General features: G+C 61.3%; 17 protein-coding genes and 3 pseudogenes. 5 read left to right on the top strand and 15 right to left on the bottom strand.

Annotation, left to right across the window (positions count from 1 at the left end):
* Positions 1 to 54 precede the first annotated feature (54 nt).
* Positions 55 to 708 carry a TerC family protein gene (locus WBQ96_RS01495; RefSeq protein ID WP_165117298.1) on the top strand — a complete coding sequence of 218 codons (654 nt, stop codon included), beginning with the start codon at positions 55 to 57 and terminating at the stop codon, positions 706 to 708.
* 124 nt (positions 709 to 832) lie between these two features.
* On the opposite strand, the gene bhcD is transcribed toward WBQ96_RS01495, so the two are convergent.
* Genes bhcD through bhcA form a run of 4 tightly spaced genes read right to left on the bottom strand, consistent with a single transcriptional unit; the run spans position 833 to position 5148 of the window.
* Positions 833 to 1798: an iminosuccinate reductase BhcD gene (gene bhcD / locus WBQ96_RS01490; protein WP_336546903.1), complete on the bottom strand. Its 966-nt coding sequence runs from the start codon at positions 1796 to 1798 to the stop codon at positions 833 to 835.
* A complete protein-coding gene (gene bhcC, locus WBQ96_RS01485) occupies positions 1798 to 2961 on the bottom strand; it encodes a 3-hydroxy-D-aspartate aldolase BhcC (protein WP_165117302.1) in 1164 nt (387 codons plus the stop codon). Before bhcC ends, bhcD begins: the two co-directional genes overlap by 1 nt.
* Positions 2962 to 2974: 13 nt before the next feature.
* On the bottom strand, positions 2975 to 3940 hold the full coding sequence (gene bhcB / locus WBQ96_RS01480; protein WP_336547254.1) for a beta-hydroxyaspartate dehydratase BhcB: 966 nt from the start codon (positions 3938 to 3940) through the stop codon (positions 2975 to 2977).
* Positions 3941 to 3957: 17 nt separating this feature from the next.
* On the bottom strand, positions 3958 to 5148 hold the full coding sequence (bhcA, locus tag WBQ96_RS01475; RefSeq protein WP_165117305.1) for an L-aspartate--glyoxylate aminotransferase BhcA: 1191 nt from the start codon (positions 5146 to 5148) through the stop codon (positions 3958 to 3960).
* On the opposite strand from bhcA, the gene WBQ96_RS01470 reads away from it, so the two are divergent.
* Positions 5147 to 5482, top strand: coding sequence for a hypothetical protein (locus WBQ96_RS01470; protein ID WP_165117306.1), 336 nt, complete (start codon positions 5147 to 5149; stop codon positions 5480 to 5482). The genes bhcA and WBQ96_RS01470 overlap by 2 nt on opposite strands.
* On the opposite strand, the gene WBQ96_RS01465 is transcribed toward WBQ96_RS01470, so the two are convergent.
* On the bottom strand, positions 5446 to 8262 hold the full coding sequence (locus WBQ96_RS01465) for an autotransporter domain-containing protein (protein ID WP_336546906.1): 2817 nt from the start codon (positions 8260 to 8262) through the stop codon (positions 5446 to 5448). The genes WBQ96_RS01470 and WBQ96_RS01465 overlap by 37 nt on opposite strands.
* Before the next feature lie 177 nt (positions 8263 to 8439).
* On the bottom strand, positions 8440 to 9012 hold the full coding sequence (locus WBQ96_RS01460) for a MurR/RpiR family transcriptional regulator (protein WP_336546908.1): 573 nt from the start codon (positions 9010 to 9012) through the stop codon (positions 8440 to 8442).
* A 119-nt stretch (positions 9013 to 9131) separates the two neighbouring features.
* Between WBQ96_RS01460 and WBQ96_RS01455 the strand changes: the two genes are divergently transcribed.
* The 3 genes and pseudogenes from WBQ96_RS01455 to WBQ96_RS01445 all read left to right on the top strand — a co-directional run.
* The gene (locus WBQ96_RS01455; protein ID WP_336546910.1) at positions 9132 to 9338 is read left to right on the top strand and encodes a type II toxin-antitoxin system VapB family antitoxin; all 207 of its coding nucleotides are present in this window, start codon (positions 9132 to 9134) and stop codon (positions 9336 to 9338) included.
* Positions 9338 to 10401 (top strand): annotated as a pseudogene (locus WBQ96_RS01450) (tyrosine-type recombinase/integrase). Before WBQ96_RS01455 ends, WBQ96_RS01450 begins: the two are co-directional and overlap by 1 nt.
* Positions 10374 to 10559, top strand: a pseudogene (locus WBQ96_RS01445) (hypothetical protein); the annotation flags it as partial. The pseudogenes WBQ96_RS01450 and WBQ96_RS01445, both read left to right, overlap by 28 nt.
* Here WBQ96_RS01445 and WBQ96_RS01440 read toward each other — a convergent pair.
* From WBQ96_RS01440 to WBQ96_RS01400, 9 genes and pseudogenes are all read right to left on the bottom strand, one after another.
* A pseudogene (locus WBQ96_RS01440) lies at positions 10556 to 11557 on the bottom strand (mechanosensitive ion channel family protein); the annotation flags it as partial. The pseudogenes WBQ96_RS01445 and WBQ96_RS01440 sit on opposite strands and share 4 nt — an antisense overlap.
* A gap of 44 nt (positions 11558 to 11601) precedes the next feature.
* Entirely contained in the window at positions 11602 to 12000 is a 399-nt protein-coding gene (locus WBQ96_RS01435) for a RidA family protein (protein ID WP_336546912.1), read from the bottom strand.
* 16 nt (positions 12001 to 12016) lie between these two features.
* Positions 12017 to 13000 carry an ABC transporter ATP-binding protein gene (locus tag WBQ96_RS01430; RefSeq protein ID WP_165117311.1) on the bottom strand — a complete coding sequence of 328 codons (984 nt, stop codon included), beginning with the start codon at positions 12998 to 13000 and terminating at the stop codon, positions 12017 to 12019.
* The gene (locus tag WBQ96_RS01425) at positions 12997 to 13971 is read right to left on the bottom strand and encodes an ABC transporter ATP-binding protein (protein WP_165117313.1); all 975 of its coding nucleotides are present in this window, start codon (positions 13969 to 13971) and stop codon (positions 12997 to 12999) included. The genes WBQ96_RS01430 and WBQ96_RS01425 overlap by 4 nt, the downstream gene beginning before the upstream one ends.
* Complete coding sequence (locus WBQ96_RS01420; RefSeq protein WP_336546916.1) at positions 13968 to 15509, bottom strand: gamma-glutamyltransferase family protein; 1542 nt, start codon at positions 15507 to 15509, stop codon at positions 13968 to 13970. The genes WBQ96_RS01425 and WBQ96_RS01420 overlap by 4 nt, the downstream gene beginning before the upstream one ends.
* Positions 15502 to 16404, bottom strand: coding sequence for a polysaccharide deacetylase family protein (locus WBQ96_RS01415; RefSeq protein ID WP_336546917.1), 903 nt, complete (start codon positions 16402 to 16404; stop codon positions 15502 to 15504). The genes WBQ96_RS01420 and WBQ96_RS01415 overlap by 8 nt, the downstream gene beginning before the upstream one ends.
* Positions 16405 to 16414: 10 nt before the next feature.
* Complete coding sequence (locus WBQ96_RS01410; RefSeq protein ID WP_336546919.1) at positions 16415 to 17203, bottom strand: SDR family NAD(P)-dependent oxidoreductase; 789 nt, start codon at positions 17201 to 17203, stop codon at positions 16415 to 16417.
* 10 nt (positions 17204 to 17213) lie between these two features.
* Positions 17214 to 18086 carry an ABC transporter permease gene (locus WBQ96_RS01405; RefSeq protein WP_336546921.1) on the bottom strand — a complete coding sequence of 291 codons (873 nt, stop codon included), beginning with the start codon at positions 18084 to 18086 and terminating at the stop codon, positions 17214 to 17216.
* Complete coding sequence (locus WBQ96_RS01400) at positions 18086 to 19012, bottom strand: ABC transporter permease (protein ID WP_165117323.1); 927 nt, start codon at positions 19010 to 19012, stop codon at positions 18086 to 18088. Before WBQ96_RS01400 ends, WBQ96_RS01405 begins: the two co-directional genes overlap by 1 nt.
* Between the last annotated feature and the right edge of the window lie 138 nt (positions 19013 to 19150).

Here is a 19150-nt window from a genome sequence, read left to right as displayed (position 1 = left end):
TGCGATAAACAGGTCCCACGGCATGCGGGTGCCCACACACAACATGGGTGCCATATGAGCGAATTCTTAACCCCTGAAGCCCTTTCTGCCTTGCTTCAGGTTATCATGATCGACCTGGTTCTGGCGGGCGACAACGCGATCGTCATCGGCCTTGCTGCCGCCGGCCTGCCAAAAGACCAGCGAGCCAAAGCCATTCTCATCGGAATCATCGCTGCGACGGTGCTGCGCATCGGCTTTGCCGCAGCAACGACCCAGCTTTTGCAGATCGTCGGGCTTCTGCTTGCCGGCGGTGTTCTGCTGCTATGGGTGTGCTGGAAAATGTGGCGCGAGTTGCGTGCCAACCATGCCGAGGAAACCGAGGCGAACGAGGCACTGCAGGACCGCGATATCAACCTTGACGGCAAAATTGCCGGCAAGGCCCCCCGCAAGACGTTTGCGCAGGCAGCATGGCAGATCGTCATCGCCGACGTATCCATGTCGCTCGACAACGTGCTCGCTGTGGCAGGTGCAGCCCGCGAACATCCGGGTGTGCTGGTGTTCGGCCTGATCCTGTCCATCGCGCTCATGGGCCTGGCTGCGAGCTTCATCGCCCGCCTGCTCCAGCGCCATCGCTGGATCGCTTACGTCGGCCTGGCAGTCATCCTGTATGTTTCGGTGGAGATGATCTACCGCGGGATCAATGAAGTCCTGCCTTATCTGAATCCCTGAAATCCTCTTTCGGCTGGCGCAACGATGTTTGGTTGCGCCAGTTCTGTTGCGAGAACTCACAATTGTCTCGCGCATTCATTCTAGATGCCCAGTCGAATCTTATTCGACTGGGCAGACGCTTGCGTCAAAAATCAACGTCGATGGCGACGCCATTTTCAATGGCGAGTTTCACGATCGAGGACGCGACGGCAAGATCCTGAAGACCGACGCCGGTGCCGTCGAACAGAGTGATGTAATCATTCGAAACGCGTCCGGCATCCGTACCGTTCACGACTGCGCCAAGTTCGCGGATGTCTGCTTCGGCAACGGTCCCTGCTGCAATGGCGTGCTGGCACTCGCCGATGCTTATCGACTGCGCGACCTCGTCCGTAAACAGCCGCGCGCGTGCGACCAGCGCCACGTCGACTTCCTGCTTGCCCTTGGTGTCGGTGCCCATGCAGGCAATGTGCGTTCCCGGCCTCACCCCATCGGACATCAGCAATGGCTTGAAGCTCGAGGTGATCGTCACGATGACGTCGGACCGAGCGGCGAGATCGTCCAGCGAAACGCTCTCGAACGGCAGGCCGAGTTCTTCAGCCACCTTTGCCAGGCTGTCGAGTTTCTCGGCAGAGCGGTTCCAGGCCACGACACGCTCGAACTTGCGCTGCCTTGCTACCGCACGCAGTTGAAACGCCGCCTGGTGACCCGCGCCGACGATGCCCAGAACCTTTGCGTCCTGCCGCGCGAGATGGGCAACCGAAACCGCGGCTGCAGCGGCCGTGCGCAATGCAGTCAACAAATTCCCGCCAACGATCGCCCGGCACTTTCCGGTGTCGGCTTCGAACAGAAAGATCGTCGATTGATGGTTGGTCAAGCCTTTTGCGGCGTTGCCCGGCCAGTAGCCGCCGGACTTCAGGCCGAGATCGAGCGTGGCCTTGTCGAAACCGGACTTGAACCCGTAAAGCGCCTCGGCATGTCCGATCGCTTCGCGCACGACCGGAAAGTTTTTTGCTTTCCCCGCCGCCATCGACGCAAAGACCTTTTCCACCGCTTCGAAAGCGGCCTCGCGCGTCATGAGGTTCGCGATTTCACGCTCGGGAACGATCAGCATCAGTAGGCCTTGCCGCGGGCGGACACAGGCCAGAGCGTCTCGACCTTGCCGTTACGGACACCGACATACCAGTCGTGGACATTGCAGGTCGGGTCACAGTGTCCCGGAACAAGCTTCAGTTTGTCGTTGATCTTCAAAACGCCGTTCGGATCGGAAATGACACCATGCTCGTCCGAGCATTTGACGTATTCCACATCCTTACGGCCATAGACGAACGGCAGCCCGCTATCGACCGACTGGGCCTTGAGGCCGGCATCGCAGATCGCCTTGTCGGCTTTTGCGTGAGACATGACAGAGGTCAGGATGAACAGCGCGTTCTCCCACTCGCCATCATCGATGCGCTTACCGTCCTTGTCGTGAATGCGTCCGTAGTCGGCGTCCATGAATGCGTAGGAGCCGCATTGCAGTTCGTTATAAACTCCGGACGTTCCTTCGAAATAATAGGACCCCGTGCCACCGCCGCCGACGATGTCGCATGCAAGGCCCTCTTTCTTCAGCGCTTCGACCGCATCGCTGACCTGCGCCACGGCGATATCGATCTTTGCCTTGCGATCCTCGAATTTGTCGAGATGCTGCATGGCGCCCTGATAGGCCTGGATGCCTGAGAATTTCAGGCCCTTTGCAGCGTGGACGGCCCTGGCGATTTCCACCACCGCTTCCGTCGTCACGACACCGCAACGGCCGGCGCCACAATCGATCTCGACCAGGCATTCGATCTCGGTGCCGTGTTTATGGGCAGCCCTGGAGAGATCGGCGACATTGGCCAGATCGTCGACGCAGACGATCGTGCGCGCGCCGAGTTTCGGCAACCGGGCCAGGCGGTCTATCTTGGCTGCGTCCCGCACCTGGTTGGACACCAATACGTCCTTGATGCCGCCGCGCGCGAAAACCTCGGCCTCCGAAACCTTCTGGCAGCACACGCCGCATGATCCGCCAAGCTTTTCCTGAAGTTTGGCAACATCGACCGATTTATGCATCTTGCCGTGGACGCGGTGCCTGACACCCATCTTCTTTGCAATGTCGCCCATCTTCCTGATGTTGCGCTCGAGCGCATCGAGGTCGAGCACAAGGCAGGGCGTCTGGATATCGGCCTCGTTCATGCCGGGGATGGCGGGAACGTCGAAGCCGACATCGAGGTTTTCGATCCTGGTCATATCGTTCATCAGATTTGCTCCTTCAGGCCTGCATCCAGGGCAGCTTGGCCAGATCGACATTGCCACCGGTGACGATGACACCAACGCGTTTGCCGCGGAAGGTGTCGGGGTTCTTCAAAATGGTTGCCAGCGGCACGGCGGAGCTCGGCTCCATGACGATCTTCATGCGCTGCCATATCAGCTTCATCGCATCGACGATCTCGGTCTCGCTGGCCGTCAGGACATCGGCGACGTAGGTTGAGACGAAATGCCAGGTAAGTTCCTTCAAAGGCACCTTCAGCCCGTCCGCTATCGTTTCCGGCGCGTCGTCTGCGATAATGCGGCCGGCGCGGAAGCTGCGTGCCGCATCGTCTGCCTGTTCAGGTTCGGCCGCAATGATCTTCACATCAGGGGCAATCGTCGCAAGCGTCAGGCATGTGCCGGAAATCATGCCGCCGCCGCCGATCGGCGCCACGACCATGTCCAGCCCGCCGCCGAAATCCTTCATCTGCTCCATCAGCTCCAGGCTGCATGTACCCTGCCCGGCGATCACCCTCGGATCGTTGTAGGGATGAACGAAGTCGGCGCCGGTTTCTGCATGCACCCGCGCGAAATACTCTTCGCGGCTCGAAGTGGATGGCTCGCATTCGGTGATGATGCCGCCATATCCACGCACCGCGTCCTTCTTCGCCTGTGGTGCGGTACGCGGCATGACGACATGGCATGGAATTCCCCGCCGCCCGGCCGCATAGCTGAGCGACAATGCGTGATTGCCCGAGGAATGCGTGGCGACACCTTTGCGCGCTTCTCCGTCGCTCAGGCCGAAGACGGCATTGGAGGCGCCGCGAACCTTGAAGGCGCCCGCCTTCTGGAAATTCTCGCATTTGAAGAAGAGTTCCGCGCCGGTAAGGCCATCGAGATAGCTCGACCGCAGGACCGGTGTGCGATGAATGTGCGGTTTGACCCGCTCATAAGCCGCCCTGACATCATCGAAAGTGGGGATGTACATCTCAGCCGCGTCCTTCATCAAGCTGCCGCCTTCGCGCGAACCTTGCCGCCCAGCCGGTAGACCTCCTGTGCCGCTGCAACCCCCGAGCCGAGCCTGATCGGCAGGCCGAGATCTACCATGACCATCTCGACGGTCGCCAACCCCGAAAGCATCATAGCATCCGTCAGACTGCCGAGGTGGCCAATGCGGAAGACCTTTCCCGCAACGTCGCCAAGCCCCACGCCAAAGGCCATGTCGTATTGGCTGGCGGCACGCGTGACGATCTCCGTCGCATTGAAGCCTTCCGGCGTCCGGATGGCGCTGACGGTATCTGAATAGAGGTCCGGCGACACGGCACAAAGCGGCATGTTCCAGGCGCGGGCCGCGGCACGGACACCTTCTGCTATTCGCGCATGACGGGCGAAGACATTCTCCAGCCCCTCGTCGAGCAGCATGGAAATCGACAGCCGCAGACCGTTCATCAGCCCGAACGGCGGGGTGTAGGGAAATGCGTTGCTGGCGTAGCTTTTGGCCATGTCGCGAACGTCAAAAAAGGCGCGCGGCAAGCCGGCGGTTTCGACAGCCTTCATCGCTTTCTTGGAAAAGCCGACGATCGCAAGCCCGGGCGGCAGCATGAAACCTTTCTGGGAACCGGTGACCGCCACGTCGACACCCCATTCGTCGAACCTGAAATCCATCGAGGCGATGGAACTGACCCCATCTACGAAGAGCATTGCGGGGTGGCCCGCTGCATCGATGGCACGGCGCACGGCTGCGATGTCGGATTTGACGCCGGTTGCCGTTTCGTTGTGGGTGGCGAGAACCACCTTGATGCGATGGTCGCGATCCGCCCTCAGCAACTCCTCGTAACGTTCCGTCGGTATGCCCTCGCCCCAAGGCGCCTGAACAACTTCCACGTCGAGGCCATGGCGCTGGCACATATCGATCCAGCGATGCGAGAACATGCCGTTACGGGCGGCGAGAACCTTGTCGCCGCCCGAAAGCGTATTCGTAATCGCCGTCTCCCAGCCGCCGGTTCCCGTGGACGGGAAGATGAAGATTTGCGCATCGCGCGACTTCAGGACCGTTCGCACGCCCTCGAGGCAAGGTGCGAGAATGCTTCCGAATACCGGCGAGCGGTGATCGATGGTTGGCATGGAGCAGGCGTTGCGGATGGCCTCCGGCATGTTGGTCGGGCCAGGGATGAAAACCGGATTCTGAAAGCTCATGGGACGCTCCATCGGACATATTTCGCCTACCTTAGGCATTTGCGATGGAATTATCTATTTTTTTGGAAAAGTTTTTCTTTTTGACTTGAAAAACTATTTATCCATGAATTTCAAAATGTTGACTTTTTCAAAAAGGATTGCGTTCTCGGTGAGGATAAAAAATTACGGCCTCTATGTTTCGGATTTGCTCTGTCTAAAGCAGCAACCGCGATCCCGTTCGCACCAACTTTCGTTCTTGCAACAGGATCCCGAAACCAGCTTTGATCCGGATCTGAACGTTCTTCAGGCCGATAGTGGTCAGAACCTCACGGCAAGGTCGAGCTTGAAGCTGTGATCCTGTGCCTGGCTGGCGACTTGGCCGGCATAGACGAAGCCGAGTGTGGCAGCCTTCGCAATCTGCAGGTCCAGTCCGGCTTCGATCGCGAGCGCGTCCTTGGCGATCGGCAGACCTTCGATCGCGAAAGGCGTGCCGCCGGCAAAGCTGAAGGTGGAGGTCGGCACGGTGTCGCCGAAGGCATGACGCCAGCCCAGCATGCCGCGGGCGGTTGCGGCGAGGCTGCCGATGTCGAAGTCGGTAGCGGCGTGTGCGCCGAGTGTTGTGAAGGTTACATCGGTGGTGGACGCTGCGGAAAAGAGACCCATCCCGCTGCCTTTTTCGGCAAAGCCGTCCGCCCTGACGCTTGCATATGCCAGTCCGGCAAAAGGTTCCAGGCGGAGATTGCCAGCCGTCATGCGATAGCCGAGTTCGCCGAAGACCTGTGCGGTGCCTGCGTCATAGTCTGCTGCCGGCTTGCCGTCGAAATCATAGAAATAGCTGCTGAACCGAGGCGCGCGCCGGGTTTCAATATCGTGCCATGTGTAGGCAGCACCCGTCCGCAGGGCGACCGCACCCCACTCGGTGCCGGCATAAAGGCCGAGGTGTATATTCTTGGAGGAGCCTGACGAGGATGTACGCGGGCTCTCGAATGTGGTCTGGCTGTAGCCGCCGAGCACGCCGACCCGCCAGGCGTCGCCCACAGCCGCGTCGCCGCCGAACAGCACGCCGCCGATGGAGTGGTCAAGGCCCGCCGCATTGTCCGTCCCATCGCGTTTTCCCCAAGCGCCGAGCGCCTGGCTCCAGACCGCGAAACGATCGGTCGTGGCGGGAGCGAGTTCCGGCCCGTCCGGGCCATAGGCCATGACCGGCAACGCCGGGGTGCCGACATCTGCAAAGGCAGTGCGAAGGCGTGATGAAGCCGCATCGCTGATGAGACTGGTTTGCGTGACCAGCGTGCCGGCAAGCGAGGGATGGATCTCGCCGGTAAGCTGGTTGAAGGCGACGGCTGCCCCATCCGCGTTCAGGGTCGTGACGATGCCGTAGAGCTGGTTGTCCAGGCCGAGGCTTTCGATGCCTCCCGCGACCCCTGCACCGTTGCGTGTGGTGGCGACGTCGGCGAAGGCGACGCTGTTGCGCGAGACGTCGAGATAGACATTCGTCGGATCATAGATGAGATCGAAATCGAGGAAGGCATAGCAGTTGCAGACATCCGCGAACTGTCCAGTGACGTCGCCATCTGCAGACAGGATCGTGTGGCGCGCATCGCCACCATAGGCGCCGGGCTCGAACGCGACATCGACCGACCCGCCCTCGATCGTGGCCGTGCCTGTGACGTCGAGACGGCTCGTGCCGTCTGGCGCGCCGAGTTCCACGACCAGCCAGGTGTTCTCGCGCTGGCGATAATTGCCGTCGATGGTCAGCGTGCCGCCGTCGCGATTCCAGCCGGCGTAGACCGCACCATTGTTGTCCACGTCGCCGAAGATCGTGCCGGTGCCGGCGAGCGTGCCGGCCGGATCAATGAGCGTATCGGATGTTATGCTGCCGTTAACGGCAAGCACGCCGCCGGCGATGCGGGTGTCGCCGAGATAGGCGCTGTCACCAGTCAGGACAAGCACGCCATTGCCCGACTTCATCAGCCCGCCATCGCCGGTGATGTCGTTTTCCCATACGCTTTTGCCTTCGTCGATCACGGCGTGGAAGTCGCTCCAGTCGAACTTGCCAGGTCCGAGCACTGCCTTGCCGGCATCGAGCAGGCCGTAACCGAAGATCTCGTCCACGCCCGGAGCGCCGACATCCCGGGCCGTCCCGAGCAGAACCTGGCGCACTTGCTCCATGGTCATGTAAGGAAACATTTGCGCAACCAGCGCGGCAGTGCCGGCTACAAACGGTGCAGCCAATGAGGTGCCCCATTCCTTGCTGTATCCGCCGCCTGCATTGGCAACCAAAATGTCGTCCCGGTCTCCTATCCAGACCCATTGTTTGCCGCCGTCGTCCCACTCCCAGACGTCGCCGCCGCCAGGTGCTGCCAGGCACCAGTTCATGGCGACGCCGCAACGATTCGACCATATCGGCATATCGCCGGGCGCAACCGCGGCGACCGCCAGCCAACCGGACTCCAGTTCCGGAAAATAGAAGGGAAGGCCCGCGTTTATGGCGGGTTGGCTCCATCCTTCATTTCCCGTGGCCCATATCAGAAGAGCTCCTTCGGCGACAGCGCGACGATAAACCGGAAGCTCCCGTTCAAAGCCGCTCTCCGCTTCTTCGAAGGTAAAATCCGTAGTCGGGCGTAAAAACCCATAGCTGTTGTTCAAGATGCGCACTCCACGCTCGACGAGCATCGAGATGCCATAAAGATCGCCGTATTCATCTCCGCCGTACCTGTTGGCAGAAACGATCATTGCTCCGGGAGCCACGCCATGCATGCCGACTCCATCGCGATTGGCGGCAATAATGGATGCAACTGAAGTGCCGTGGTTCTCCGCGTCCACGTTCCAGGGATACGATGGATCGAAAGTGACACCTTCGATATAGCGCCCCACAAATTCAGGATGATTTATGTCAAGACCACCATCGATCAGTCCCACCATGACCCCGCTGCCATCGAGCCCCTTCGCATAGGCATCGGCAGCATTGATGAAATCGAGCCCCCATTGCGCGCGGTATTCCGGGGTGCGCCAGCTTTCCGGATCAGTCGGGTCGCCGGAGGTCTGTGCACTGGCGGAGCCAGAGAAGCTACCGCAAAGCGCGGTCGACAAGAGAAGCGCTGCGACACGGCTTATAAACAATCTACCCGACATTTCAAAAAAGCCCCAAGCCATTACCCGCAGCAATAATGGAAAATAGCCCGAGAGGATCAATACGGCAGATGTCGTATTTCGATTGTAGGCGTAACGGGAGACCAGGTGCGCGGCACCTCACCGCGGACAGACATTGTGAAAATTCGAACCGCGTTTCATCTCCATTCCCGGAAACCTTTATTCCAGGTCGCCCAGCTCCTCATGGACACCGGAGATGATGTCGGCGCGCTGTGTGGCCGAGCGGCCGGCATGCGCGGCGTAGGTCAAGGCCAGGAACCGGATCGCGCTGACGATCGTAGTATGCGAGGGCTCGAGACCAAAGCTGGAGACATGGCAAGGCAACACGACCTTCGAATAACGCTGAGCCTGCGCAGCATAAATGCGGTCTGTGATCGTGACGACGCTCATCGGTGTCGCTTGTGCATAACTCAGCATCGAGGTAAGCAGCTTCGGCGCCGGCGGCAGCGTGATCAACAGCAACGCATCGCGCGGCCCGGTCATGGCGAGGTCTTCCGCCCATGATGCCTGATTGACCCCGAGGATCATGACGCTGTGGCGCAGCCGGGCGAACATCAGCCTTGCGTAGCGCGCCAATCCCTCCTCCATGCCTAGCCCGAGAACCCAGAGCCGCGGCGCCTCGTGGATATGCTCGGCGGCTTCTCGTACACGGTCTGAGCGCAATTCCTCGAAGGTCTTGGTAAGGTTCTTGAGCTCCAGTTCGAGATGCGTGCCAACGGTCTTGCCGAGCACGATCTGCTCGCATCCTCTCTCTGCTCGATGATAGGGAAAGTCTGCGAGTATCGTGGAATTTGTCGCGTCGCATGCTATCTAGGTAGAATGCGGATTTTTAGGAATTTGGGAACCTTCACGTGGCATTGAGCGTCAAAGACAAAGAGACCGAGCAACTGGCGAGCGCGCTGGAAGAGCGCCTACGTCGCGGCGGCTCCGACGCCCGCAAGGCCGTGTTGCTGGAAGACCTGGTTGCGAGCCGCCGGCACTGGGCGGCCTTGCCCGTGCTCGACGCGCGCAGCGTCGATGAGATCCTCGGCTACGACGAGAATGGACTGCCGAACTGATGGTCATCGACACCTCGGCGATCGTCGCTATCGCCCTTGATGAAACACTCGCCGATCACGCCCGCGACTACGTCGAGGCGGCGAGTTCAGCCAACACGCGCCGCGCCTACGCTGCCGACTGGAAGCATTTTACCACCTGGTGCCGGCGTCAGCACCTGGATGCCCTGCCACCGGACCCGCAGGTGGTTAGGCTTTACATCACTGCCTGTGCGTCCGGCAGTACAGTCGGTACGGCCAGCCGGGGCAAAAAGCCGAACTCAGTGTCGACGATCGAGCGCCGCCTTTCCTCTCTGTCTTGGAATTATGCCCAGCGCGGCCAATCATTTGACCGCAAGGACCGGCATATTGCCACTGTAATGGCTGGAATTCGTAATTCACACGCCACTCCACCCCGCCAGAAGGAAGCCATCCTGCCCGAGGATCTTACCGCCATGCTGGAAACGCTTGATCGTGGCACTTTGCGCGGCCTAAGAGATAGAGCCATGCTTTTGCTCGGCTTCGCCGGCGGCTTGCGGCGCTCGGAAATTGTCGGTCTCGACGTTGGCCGCGACCAGACCGAAGACGGCCGCGGCTGGATCGAGGTTCTCGACAAGGGCGTTCTAGTCAGATTGCGGGGAAAAACCGGCTGGCGCGAGGCTGAAATCAGCCGCGGCTCCTCCGATGCAACCTGCCCCGTTGTCGCGCTGCAGACCTGGCTGAAACTGGCAAAAATTGTCCATGGGCCGCTATTCCGGCGAGTCACAGGCCAGGGCAAGCAAGTCGGCGCCAACCGGCTGAACGATCAGGAAGTGGCGCGACTCGTCAAGAAAGCAATTCTTGCTGCCGGATTGCGTGGTGATTTGTCCAAAGACGAGCGCGTTCAAAAGTTTTCCGGCCATTCGCTGCGTGCCGGCCTCACCTCCTCGGCCAAGGTCGCCGAACGCCAGTCTATAAGCAGTTCGGTCATGTCTCGGCCGAAATGACTCGCCGTGACCGCTTCCGCGTCAATTTCACCAAGGCGTCCGGATCGTCGGAAGTGACCAAACCAAACCCTGACGCGGCCTGTCGTCAATGGACGGCTTGATCGCTGCCATCGCGATTGCACAGAATCTAGTCCTGGCGACGCCCAACACCAAGGATTTTGAGGGTTTCGGCATCGAGCTCTTCAACCCTTGGGACCGACGACAGCGCTCGTCTATTGAATCTCAAAGCCATGACGCCACAGATGTCGGTTGCTCCTAGCCCCCCGCAGCCTGAGCGGCTGTCTTGCGGGCTCGTGCTGTCGTGGAAGCTGCAGCAGCGGCGGCAGACTTCTCGTCGTTGCCCACTTGCACGGTGGGTTGGGCAAACTCGATCCCGTTGGCAAAGAACGTATCGCGGATCATGGTGTAGGCTCGCCGCCTCACGCCCGTTTGGTAGCCGGGTTTCGTCGTGATGGAGAAGCTCAGCTCCATGCCGAAATCCCCGAACTGCTCGACACCCTTCATCTTCACGGTTTCTATGATTTGAGGCGCTATTTCCGGATCTTCGAGCAACTCGGCGCCAACCACCTTCACCAGTTTCTTGACCTTCCTGATGTCGGTATCGAAGGGAACGCGGATCAGGAATTTGTCGATCGCCCAGTCCCGGCTCATATTTTCGACCGCGCCCAGTTCGCCGAAAGGAACGGTGAATACCGGACCACGATGGTGCCGCAACCTGACAGATCGCAGGCTGAAGGACTCCACGGTGCCCTTGTAGCTGCGGCTCTGAATGTATTCCCCGACGCGGAACGCGTCGTCCAGCATGTAGAAGACACCGCTGATCACGTCCTTGACCAGCGTCTGCGACCCAAACCCGATGGCGACGCCAAATATGCCGGCGCCCGCAATCAACGGAGCGATCTGCACGCCAAGCTCGGACAGCACCATGAGAACAGCCACCGCGGCAATCAAAACGGCCAGCATGTTGCGGAAGATCGGCAGCAGCGTGCGCAGACGCCCCCTGCGCGCTGCTTCAGCCGCATCGAGCGGGTCGGCGGATGAAGCGATCTCCAGTTTTCTGGCGATATAGGCTTTCGACAGCTGCCAGAGCAGATCGGCAACAAGCAGGGTTATGACGCCGCGCAACACCCCGCGCATAAGCTGGGTCGTGACGGCGTCGTTTTGCATGAGCGTGCCGGGGCTCAGTCGCAGGATCGCGCTAAGCCACAATACGGCAAGCAGAATGACCAGCGCCCGCGCGCCGCGAACGATCAGCACGGCACCATGCGTGACCCGTCTGCCGTTCTGTCGGCCTAATGCAGTCAGGCAGCGGCGATCGCTTCGATTTCGATCAACCAGGCGGGATCGTAGGGGCCGGCGATGACGGTCGAAAGCGCGACCATCCGGTCGCCCATGATCTCGATGCGGACCGCGGCGTTTTCATCGCGATACTCGTAGCCCGCCAGGAACACCGTCACCTTGACGAGATCGTCGAGGCTCATCCCAGCCGCTGCGAGCTGCCGTTCGACGTTTCTCCAGGCAAGCCGCGCCTGCGCCTTGAAGCCGCTCGGGCGGGCACCGTCCGCCTCCACAGGAATCTGCCCGCTGATATAAAGTGTATGGCTGACATTTCTGATCTCAATGCCCTGCGCATAGCGCCGATGCACCGTCTGCGGTGCATCGGGGGCGTTGATCTCGTGTCTGGAAAATTCCTGTTTCATCGGTCCTCGACGTCTCTCATGTAGCAGGCGCCCGGATGTGGCAGGCAGCCAGTCTCTCCGCGCCCACCGACATCAGCGGCGGCTGCGTCTCGTGGCATATGCTCTCGGCCAATGGGCAGCGGGTCACGAACTTGCAGCCCTTTGGCGGGTTGGCCGGGCTCGGCAGATCGCCTTTCAGCACGATGCGGCGGCGCTGGCGCTGCAGGACCGGGTCTGGTAGCGGCACCGCCGAAAGCAAAGCCTCCGTATAGGGATGTACCGGATTGGCGAAGACCGTGGTCGTCGGTCCGGTCTCCACCAGATGGCCGAGATACATCACAGCCACCTTGTCCGCGAAATGCCGCACGACCGACAGGTCATGGCTGATGAAGAGATAGGACAGCCCGAGCCTCTGTTGCAGTTCGAGCAGCAGGTTGAGTATCTGCGAGCGGATCGACACATCGAGCGCAGAGACCGGCTCGTCCAGTATGAGCAGCTTCGGGTTGAGCGCGAGCGCGCGGGCAATCACGATGCGCTGGCGCTGGCCGCCGGAAAAGGCATTGGGCTTGCGATCCGCATGCTGCGGATGCAGCCCCACCATCTTCAACAGTTCCGCCACACGCTCCTTCCGCTCGGCTGCTGAACCGACGTGCTGGATATGCAGTGGCTCTGCGATGCTCTCGCCGATGGTGAGCTTGGGGTTGAGAGCGGAAACGGGGTCCTGGAAAACGATCTGCACGTCGCGCGACAGCGAACGCCGCGTTGCCGCCAGCCCATGCACGATTGGCTTTCCTTCAAAGGTGATACTGCCGGCAGACGGCGTGATCATGCCGAGCACGGCCGCGCCCAGGGTGGACTTGCCGCAACCGGATTCGCCCACCAGCGCAACGCTTTCGCCGCGGCGGATGTCCAGATCGACGCCGTCGACTGCCTTGACCCAGCCCGCAGGCCGGCCAAGCAACCCGCCCCGGATGGGAAAATGGACCTTGAGATCCCTGACGGAAAGCAGGATGTCGCTCATGCGATCTCTCCCACACGGTCAGCGTGCCAGCAGGCGGCATTGCCCTGGTCGCTCCGTGCCGCAAGCGGCGGCTGGCTTTCCAGGCAGGGCTTGTCGGCCAGCGGGCAACGCGGATTGAAGCGGCAGCCTACAGGCCATTGGCCTATGTCGGGGACCAGTCCCTCGATGGTCGGCAGGATGCTTTTGGGTTCGTCGTCGAGCCGCGGGATGGTCGACAGGAGAAGCCGGGTATAGGGATGCTCCTGCCTGGCAAACAGCGCGTCCACCGGCGCCTCCTCGACAACGCGGCCGGCATACATCACCGCGACGCGGTCGGCCATGTCGGCAACCACGCCCATGTCGTGGGTAATCAGCAGGATCGCCGTGCCGGTCTCGTCACGCAGGCGCTTCATCAACTCCAGTATCTGCGCCTGGATGGTGACGTCGAGTGCGGTTGTCGGTTCGTCTGCGATGAGCAGTCTCGGCTGGCAGATCAGGGCCATGGCGATCATCGCACGCTGGCACATCCCGCCCGAAAGTTCGAAGGGATATTGTCCGAAGCGGATTTCCGGTTCCGGAATGCCAACTTCCTCCAGCATCGCGATTGCCGCCTTTCGGGCCGACTTGCCGTTCAGGCCGCGATGAACCACGAGGCTCTCCTCGATCTGATGCCCGATCTTCATCAGCGGATTGAGCGAGGCGACCGGCTCCTGAAAGATCATGGCGAACTCGTTGCCACGCATCCGCCGCCGCTCTCTTTCAGGGAGCGTCAGCATGTTCTTGCCGCCGAGATTGATCGAGCCACCCGCGACACGCGCCACCTTCGGCAAGAGCCCCATGACCGAAAATGCCGTCATGGACTTGCCACAACCGGACTCGCCGACGAGCGACAGGATTTCACCCTGGCTGACATGGAAACTGACGCCGTCGACCACCGGATTTCCGCCAATGGTCACCCGCAGGTCGTTCACCTGGAGAAGAGGTGCCGTCATGCGCCCTCCGCCCTCACCGCGGCCCAGGGATGGTTTGGATGGGCCATGCCGATATTCTCCGCTCCATCACGCAGCACTGCCGACGGCACGGCGAACTTCACCGGGTAGAGCGTGTCGGCCACTATTTCCACCGGGAACTCCTCGCCGAGCCGGGCGGCTACATCGGGACGTGCATTGTCATTCACCTTGATCTGAACGCCGCTGGCGTCGATGCGCGGGGCGTGCATGGCTTCCTCCAGCGACATGCCGAAGGCCGCGACATAGGAGAGGATTTGCGTCACTGCCGGCATGATCTGCCGTCCGCCGGCCGCCCCCAGAGCGAGTTTCGGCCGCCCGTCCTTGAGGACGACGATTGGGCACATATTGGCAAGCGGCTTCACGCCCGGCGCGATCGAGTTCGGCTGGCCCGGCCTTGGATCGAACCACATCATCCCGTTGTTCATCAGAAGGTCGAGCGACGGCAGCACTACTTTCGAGCCGAAGCGCGACAAAAGCGTGTTCGTCAGCGAAACCATGGTCCCGTTGCGATCGACCACGCTGACATGGGTGGTGCAGCTCTCGCCGCTGGCATGGCCAAGTGTCTTCAGTCTGCGTTCGGAAGCACGGCGGATGGCACGCGCAAAGGCAAGTGCGGTGCGACCCGACAGCGGCCCTTCGGCTGGGAGTGTCGCATCCAGTTCGCCCAGCGCCTCGACCATGGTCGGCCCGCCCGAAAGTCCTGGCATGGCGTTGACTTCCAGCCCGCGATACTCGGCCTTGAGTGGCGCGCACCATTCCGGTGCGTAAGCGGCGAGTTCCTTGCCGTCGATCGGGCAACCGCCGGCATGGAGTTCTGCGACCAATGTGCGAGCGACTTCGCCCTCGTATAAATCCCGCGCACCAGCCGCAGCCAGACGTTCCAGCATCGCTGCCTTGCGTGGCATGGGAATGGTCCGCACCGCGCCCAGTTCCTGCACGCGCGGTGCTCGACCGTCCTTGAGGAAAAGTGCTGCGGATCCTGGAAAACGCCCCAACCCCTCGGCGTCCATGGCCAGGCACAGAACCGTGTACCAGTCGAGCACAAGGCCATTTCGTGCATGTTCGATGGCCGGTTGAAGAGCATCAGCGAAGCTGATCGTGCCGAACCGCTGCAACGCTTCGGCGAGGCCGGCAACCGCACCGGGAATGCAGATCGAACCATAGCCAATAAGGTTGCGATCCTCCCGCACCTGCGGCCAGTCGAACCAGTCGCCGTCGCGTCCCGGAACGATCGGATAGTCGGCGGAATTTAGGTTACGGGAGGCGCGCACATTGAAATCGAGCGTGTCGACAGCGCCGGTAGCTCCGTCCGCATGCAACAGGAAGCCGCCGCCGCCGATGCCCGACAGCCATGGTTCCACCACGCTGAGGGTCAGCGCGGTGGTTACGGCAGCGTCCATCGCGTTACCGCCGCGAGCAAGCACAGCTGCGCCGGCCTCAGCCGCCAGCCAGTTCTGGCAGGCGACCAGCCCCGAAGCGGTGCGCAATTCGCGCTTGCGGACGTTCCAATGCTCACCCATGATCTTGTCCGAACCTCCGCTTTCCGATCGCTTGCGGAATGGCGCTTTCCACGGCGAAACGTCCCTGATTTGCTGAAGTGGCGTGGTGCTTCGCTATCTCCGCTGCGGTCGCCACCCAGGCTGACTGTTCAGCGACTATCGCCTCCAGCAGTTCTTCCAGAAGCGCGATGCGCTGTGCCCGGCCCGAAATCCAGTCATGCACGGTCAGCGTGAACAGTCCGCCGAAGCGATGCAGCATACGCCATTCACTGAGCCAGTCCTGCAGCACCGCCCGGCCCGACTGATATGGCCACTTGTCACGGCCACCGCCTTCGAACTTGAAGAAGATGGCATCGTCGATCGCCCATTGCACCGGAATCTCCAGCACGCCGTCGATCTCGTAAGGGTGGTCGAAGCCCGACAGCGAGGAATCATAGGCAAGACCGAGCCGCTTCACCTCGCGCAGCATATGCGGCGTCATCTCCCAGGCGGGCGAGCGGAAGCCTACCGGCCTGGCGCCCGTCTGCCGCACGAACAGCTCCATGCTTGCCTCAAGCGCGCCGGTGAACTCGTCGTCGGAGACTTCTGAAACGATCTCGTGAAAATAACCGTGCAGGCCTATCTCGTGGCCACCCTCGAGAATGGCCGGCAGGATTTCCGGGTTTGTCTCAGCAGTGAATGCGGGCACGTAGAAACTTGCCTTCACGCGATAGCGGGCGAACAGATCGAGCAGCCGGTAGAGCCCGGTGCGTGGGCCGAAGCGACGGATTTCCAGTGTTCCGAGCCGGTCGGGAACACCGTCGCGCTGCGCCCACATATAGGGCACCTGCGCATCGACATCGACCGACAGCAGCGTTGCCGAGGTCTTTCCACTCGGCCATTCATAAGCGGGCAATGGAGTTCGGGTTTGCGTCATTGTCGTCTCCTCACAAGGCCTTCTTCTTGGCCTGAAAGACGGCCTGCGATCCGATGGAGTTGCCGCCATCCACCGTCAGCGTAGCGCCGGTGACATATCCGGCCGCCTCCGAACTGACGTAGAGGACCGCCGACGCCACGTCTTGCCTGGAGGACGGGCGGCCAAGCGGGATCGAGCCCAGGACCGCATCGACATGCTCATCCGGCAGGCTGCTGACTTCACTGCCGGCAATGAAGCCGGGCTCAACCGCATTGACGCGGATGCCATATTCGGCGAGTTCGAGGGCAAAGCCCTTGGTCAGCCGGTCGAGCGCTGTCTTCGAGGTGCAATAGGGCACGACCGTTGTGCGCATCTTGCGGGCGGCACCCGATGAGACGTTGACGATGGAGCCGCCCTTGCCGGCATCGATCATCTGCCTTGCAAAGAGCTTGGAAAGCAGGAACGGCGCGCGCAGGTTCACGCCCATGATGGCATCCCAGTCTTCGATCGAAATGTCGAGCAGGAAGCCGGACGGATAGATGCCGGCATTGTTGACGAGAATGTCCGGTGCACCCCATTCATCGGCCACACGGCCGGCGAAGGCCGTCATCGAGGCCGCATCTGTCAAATCCGCAGCAAAAGCGAGATGTCCCGTGCCTGGCAGCTCATCGCGTATCGCCTTGATGCGGTTCTCATTGCGGTCGGTCAGGCAGAGCGTGGCGCCCTCGGCTGCGAAGGCCGCCGCGATCCAGCCGCCGATGATACCTGCAGCGCCCGTGACCACGACCTTCTTGCCGTTGAATTCAGTACCGAAATTCACAAAACGTCTCCTAACGCGAACGTGGATCGAGGCGGTCACGCATATGATCGCCGATGAGGTTGATGGCCAGAACGAGCAGGAACAGGGCAAAGCCGGGGAATGTGGCGATCCACCAGGCTGTGCCGACATAGTTGCGGCCGGTCGAAAGCATCGCGCCCCAGCTCGATGTCGGTGGCTGTACACCCAGCCCGAGGAAGGACAGGCCAGCCTCGAACAGCACCATCAGACCGAACTCCAGCGTGGCCACCACGATCAGCCCTCCGGCGATGTTGGGCAGGATGTGCCGCGAGAGCAGTCTGAACCAGCCTGCACCCATGAAACGGGAAAGCCTGACATAGGGCATGTTGGCAACGGAAAGCGTTTGGCCATAGGCCACGCGCGCATAACGCGGCCAACGCGTCAGCGCTAGCACGATGACCACGTTGGTCAGGCTCGGCCCCAATACCGCAACGGTGATGATGGCAAGCAGGATCGCCGGCACCGAAAGCACGATGTCGACCAGCCGCATCAGCACGGTCTCGACCCAGCCGCGATAGAAGGCGGCGACCATGCCGAGCGTGCTTCCGAAGATGCCCGACAGCGCAACGGAGGCGAAGGCGACGAGCAGCGACACGCGCGCGCCATAGATGATGCGGCTCAGCACGTCGCGGCCAAGCTCGTCGGTGCCGAGATAGTAGACGATGCCGCGGCTGGAAAAGCCGGGCGCCTTGAGCCGCGCGAGCAGGTTCTGAGCGTTGGGATCGACCGGCGAAACGAGCGGCGCGAAGATCGCCATGAGCACCAGTCCGGCCAGGATCGCCAGGATCGCCAGGAATGGCACCACGGTCCATGGAAGACGTCTCGCCTTTGCGGGCCGAGCCACGGCAACGGATGAGGAAACCATCAGGCGTTTCCTTCCAGCCGAATGCGCGGGTCGATGATGCTGTAGAGCAGGTCGGCGACCAGGTTGAGCACGATCGCGGTGACGGCGCCGAGCAGAACGACGCCCTGCACAAGCATGAAGTCGCGTGCGTTGATCGCCTGCACGGTCAATTGGCCAAGCCCCGGCCACGCGAAAACGGTCTCGACGATGACCGCCCCCGCCAGCAGATTGGCAATCTCCAGGGCAGCGACCGTTACGACAGGTATCGCTGCATTGCGCAGCAAGTGGCGCGCGACGATCCGGTGCATCGGCAAGCCCTTGGCATGGCCGGTGCGGACATAATCCTTCTCAAGCTCGTCAAGCACGGCCGTACGTGCAACCCGGGCGAAAGTCGCCATCGACAACAGGCCCAGCGCTATCGACGGCATGATGAGGCTCGACCAGCTTCTTGCCCCTGATGGCGGCAGCCAGCCAAGCCAGACCGCGAAGACAATGATCATGAGAATCGCGCTCCAGAAGGTCGGCATCGACTGGCCGGCAAGCACGAAGCCCATCATGGCCTTGGCTTCCGGCTTGCCGCGCCGGACAGCCATGGCCACACCAAGCGGAATGCCGATGCCGAAGGCGACGAGCAGCGCTCCTCCGGCGAGCATCAACGTGTAGGGAAGCCTGCTCAGGATCAGCGTCCAGACCGGCACGTTCTGGACATAGGAGCGACCGAAGTCGAACATAATCAGGCCGGAGAGATAATCGAAATACTGAACCGCCAGCGGCCTGTCGAAGCCCAGCGAGGTACGCATCGCTTCAATGTCGGCCTGGGTGGCGTTTTGCGGAACGAGCAGCAGCACGGGGTCGCCCGCCAGCCGCTGCAGAAAGAAGATCAGTGTGATCACGCCCAGCACGGCAACGAAGGCCTGCAGGGCGCGCTTGAGAAAGAATGCCGACAACGCTTGTTGTTCCCCTTGTTATCGTTGAGGCCGGCCGGCCGCCCTAAAGCGCGTCGCGATCTTTCAGATTCGCTTCCCGCGCTTTAAGTCTTTGTTTTTACGCATGTCGTTATCGCAAAACCGCTGCACACTTTTGCG

The organism is Mesorhizobium sp. CCNWLY176 (genome assembly GCF_037153935.1).
In the GTDB taxonomy this organism is placed as follows: Bacteria; Pseudomonadota; Alphaproteobacteria; order Rhizobiales; family Rhizobiaceae; genus Mesorhizobium_M; species Mesorhizobium_M zhangyense.
The sequence above is the reverse complement of the archived record's forward strand: the minus strand, read 5'-3'. Positions and strand labels throughout refer to the sequence as shown.

Coding starts and splice junctions, on each gene's coding strand:
- WBQ96_RS01415 (WP_336546917.1), bottom strand. CDS start 16,404: ATGACGCAAACCCGAACTCCATTGCCCGCTTATGAATGGCCGAGTGGA.
- WBQ96_RS01495 (WP_165117298.1), top strand. CDS start 55: ATGAGCGAATTCTTAACCCCTGAAGCCCTTTCTGCCTTGCTTCAGGTT.
- bhcA (WP_165117305.1), bottom strand. CDS start 5,148: ATGAGCTTTCAGAATCCGGTTTTCATCCCTGGCCCGACCAACATGCCG.
- WBQ96_RS01470 (WP_165117306.1), top strand. CDS start 5,147: ATGGGACGCTCCATCGGACATATTTCGCCTACCTTAGGCATTTGCGAT.
- WBQ96_RS01425 (WP_165117313.1), bottom strand. CDS start 13,971: ATGACGGCACCTCTTCTCCAGGTGAACGACCTGCGGGTGACCATTGGC.
- WBQ96_RS01420 (WP_336546916.1), bottom strand. CDS start 15,509: ATGGGTGAGCATTGGAACGTCCGCAAGCGCGAATTGCGCACCGCTTCG.
- WBQ96_RS01430 (WP_165117311.1), bottom strand. CDS start 13,000: ATGAGCGACATCCTGCTTTCCGTCAGGGATCTCAAGGTCCATTTTCCC.
- bhcB (WP_336547254.1), bottom strand. CDS start 3,940: ATGTACATCCCCACTTTCGATGATGTCAGGGCGGCTTATGAGCGGGTC.
- bhcD (WP_336546903.1), bottom strand. CDS start 1,798: ATGCTGATCGTTCCCGAGCGTGAAATCGCGAACCTCATGACGCGCGAG.
- WBQ96_RS01465 (WP_336546906.1), bottom strand. CDS start 8,262: ATGTCGGGTAGATTGTTTATAAGCCGTGTCGCAGCGCTTCTCTTGTCG.
- bhcC (WP_165117302.1), bottom strand. CDS start 2,961: ATGAACGATATGACCAGGATCGAAAACCTCGATGTCGGCTTCGACGTT.
- WBQ96_RS01435 (WP_336546912.1), bottom strand. CDS start 12,000: ATGAAACAGGAATTTTCCAGACACGAGATCAACGCCCCCGATGCACCG.
- WBQ96_RS01405 (WP_336546921.1), bottom strand. CDS start 18,086: ATGGTTTCCTCATCCGTTGCCGTGGCTCGGCCCGCAAAGGCGAGACGT.